Genomic DNA, 2,720 nt, shown 5'->3' with positions numbered 1-2,720 from the left:
CTGCTGCTTGGTGGCCCGCTCAGAACACCCGGCAGCGAACGTCCGCCTGCCGGTACGGCTGCTCGGCAGTGTCCCACTCGCCGATGACATCCACGTCCACATGGTTGCGCCACGACGTGAGCGCGGTGTTGTCGCAGTTGTGCCGAGCCACCGTGCGGTTGGCGCTGCCGCCACCCGGTGCGAGCTCCTTCACCGGCGAACATGCCTTACGTCGCCAGGAGTTGTCGGTGTACCACTCGTACAGGCAGTTCCACACCTTCGCCCGGTTGTTGCTGCACGTCCCCTTGTCCCACCACCCGTGCCCCGAGACGGCGACACCCGTCGACGAGCGGTGCGGGTTGTCCCGCCCGCTGACCGGTGTACACCGGAACGCCGCCGCGTCCTCCCGGGGCTCGTCCGCGGGCCTCTCCCCGGACTCCGGGCGGGGGAGCACCTGCCCGTCCATATCCAGGTACACGGCCGCCTTGTCGGCGCCGGCAGGCGCCACACCCGGAGCGGCCTCCTCGTACGACGCGTACACATGCCCCGGCCCGGCATGCGTTCCGCCCGGCTGCCCGGCCGCGTTGACCGGCGCCACGGTGACGGTCGGCAGCGCCAGCCCGAGTGCCAGCGCGGCGGAGACAAGAAGGCGTTTACGGAAAGTCATGTTCCCCTCACACGGTCAGTGTGCGATCACCCAGCGTGGTGACGCGGATACACGACTACCGCGACGAGTCCTGATCTCGCTTCAGAGGCGCGCGGCCGCTTTCCGTTTTGGCTCAAACGCGTCGGCGCCCGCGTCGTCTCGAACGTCGTCGCCGTCTGACGTCACTGCTGCCCGGAACCCAAGCGCGACCAGCACCGTGCCGCTCACCCGTGCGACCGCTCCGTCGACGAAGCGCTGTCGCGCCTGAACGACACCGCCGCCCGCGTCCCCGTCGTGCCGCGGCTGCACTGGCCGGCCGACGAACCACCCGTCGCCCGTCACCGCACGTTCGAGGCCGACCCGGGCGACGTCCTCCTCGCCGCCCTCGCCCGCGCCACGATCGACTTCCTCACCGGCCCGGAACGCGAACGTCTCCGCGCCTGCACCGCACCCCGCTGCGTCCGCTACTTCGTCAAGTCCCACGGCCGGCAGGAGTGGTGCAGGATCTCCTGCGGCAACCGCGCCCGCGCCGCCCGCCACTACCGCCGCCACCACACGCCCGGCAGAGCGGACGGCGAAGGCATCGACCGCACCGGCGATGTCACCGCCACCTGATACACCTCGGGGCATGGGACCCACCGCGACCCGCATCGCCGACCTGGCGCGCCTCGCCACCGCCTTCGACCTGAACACCCGCACCGCACCGCTGGGTTGGCAGGCGGTCCGCGCCTTCGAGGAAGAACACGGAATCGAGCTGCCCGAGCCCTATCGCACGTTCGTCGCCGAGATCAGCGACGGCTGCCCCTCGGGCCCACCCCACTACGGCCTCATCGGACTGGCCGCCCTCCCGCCGGACTGGGGTACCCACCGTCCGCCCCGCGACCTGGCCCAACCCTTCCCGCTCACCGAGGCGTGGCACTGGGACGCCGAGGACCATTCCCTGACCGACGCCGAACTGGACGAGGCCACCGACCCCGTCCACAACCACGGTTCCGTCGTACTCGGCACCGACGGCTGCGGCATGTACTGGCATCTGGTGGTCACCGGCCCCGAGCGCGGCCGCATATGGTTCATCGCCTCGGAGGGCGCGGAGCCGTTCGGGTCCGGGTTCGCCGACTGGGTCGCCCACTGGGCCGCCGGCACACCCTGGTGGCCGGACGAGGGGTGACGCCGCCCCGCTCGGCCTGCCTACCCTGAACGCATGGACCGCCGCGACCAGCTCCGTGACTTCCTCCGAGGCCGCCGGGCACGACTCAGCCCGGCCGACGTCGGTTTCCCCGCCGCGGGCCGGCGCCGCACGCCCGGCCTCCGCCGCGAGGAGGTCGCTGTCCTCGCCGGCGTCGGGGTCTCCTGGTACACCTGGCTGGAGCAGGGTCGGGACATCACGGTGTCCGCCCAGGTGCTGGACGCCATCGGCCGGGCGCTGCTCCTGAACCCCGACGAACTCGCCTACCTGCACCGGCTTGCCGGCCTCACTCCGCCACCCGCCGAGTCGTCGCCCCACGTGGCGGTCGACCCCGGACTCCACCGCATGCTGGCCGCGTGGCTGCCGCGACCGGCGTACGTCCTGGACCGCCACTGGGGCCTGGCGGGAGTGAACACCGCGGCCCGCGAGATCTTCGGCCTCACCGACCGCGACCACAACTGCCTGGTCGCGTTCTTCACCAGCGGCCGCTACCGCGACGCCTACTCCTCCTGGGAGGAGGCCGCGCCGGATGTCGTCGCCCGCTTCCGGGCGGACTCGGCCCGCCACCCGGCCGACCCGGAGTTCGGCCGACTCGCCGCCGAACTCGCCAGCGTCAGCGAGGAGTTCGCGGGCCTCTGGGCGCGCCACGAGGTGACCGAGGCGACCCACGGGCGCAAGGTCCTCACGCACCCACGCTGCGGCGAGCTGGTCTTCGAGTACCGCCGCCTTCCGCTCCCGGACCACCCGGGCCACCACCTGGTCCTGCACAACCCCGCCCCCGACACCGGCACCCTGTCCCGCCTCGAACAACTCGTGGCCCTCACCGAGGCCGCCTGACACCGCCCACCCCCGGCGCCCGGCCGCGCCCGTCCGCTGCCTGGTGGTGCCGCACCCAGGATCATCCCGCCC

General features: G+C 72.5%; 3 protein-coding genes and 1 pseudogene. 3 read left to right on the top strand and 1 reads right to left on the bottom strand.

All coding sequences use genetic code 11. The features are described 5' to 3' along the window. Positions 1-19: 19 nt before the first annotated feature. Entirely contained in the window at positions 20-646 is a 627-nt protein-coding gene (locus GL263_RS28650; RefSeq protein WP_228456804.1) for a hypothetical protein, read from the bottom strand. A gap of 171 nt (positions 647-817) precedes the next feature. On the opposite strand from GL263_RS28650, the pseudogene GL263_RS24690 reads away from it, so the two are divergent. The 3 genes and pseudogenes from GL263_RS24690 to GL263_RS24680 form a co-directional block, all read left to right on the top strand. Next, positions 818-1,240: pseudogene (locus tag GL263_RS24690) on the top strand (CGNR zinc finger domain-containing protein); the annotation flags it as partial. Between the two features lie 13 nt (positions 1,241-1,253). Next, on the top strand, positions 1,254-1,793 hold the full coding sequence (locus GL263_RS24685) for an SMI1/KNR4 family protein (RefSeq protein ID WP_182857956.1): 540 nt from the start codon (positions 1,254-1,256) through the stop codon (positions 1,791-1,793). 33 nt (positions 1,794-1,826) lie between these two features. Then, entirely contained in the window at positions 1,827-2,648 is an 822-nt protein-coding gene (locus GL263_RS24680) for a helix-turn-helix transcriptional regulator (protein WP_182857955.1), read from the top strand. Positions 2,649-2,720: the final 72 nt, after the last annotated feature.

The organism is Streptomyces durbertensis (assembly GCF_014156695.1).
Taxonomy (GTDB): Bacteria; Actinomycetota; Actinomycetes; order Streptomycetales; family Streptomycetaceae; genus Streptomyces; species Streptomyces durbertensis.
The sequence above is the reverse complement of the archived record's forward strand: the minus strand, read 5'-3'. Positions and strand labels throughout refer to the sequence as shown.

Coding starts and splice junctions, on each gene's coding strand:
- GL263_RS28650 (WP_228456804.1), bottom strand. CDS start 646: ATGACTTTCCGTAAACGCCTTCTTGTCTCCGCCGCGCTGGCACTCGGG.
- GL263_RS24685 (WP_182857956.1), top strand. CDS start 1,254: ATGGGACCCACCGCGACCCGCATCGCCGACCTGGCGCGCCTCGCCACC.
- GL263_RS24680 (WP_182857955.1), top strand. CDS start 1,827: ATGGACCGCCGCGACCAGCTCCGTGACTTCCTCCGAGGCCGCCGGGCA.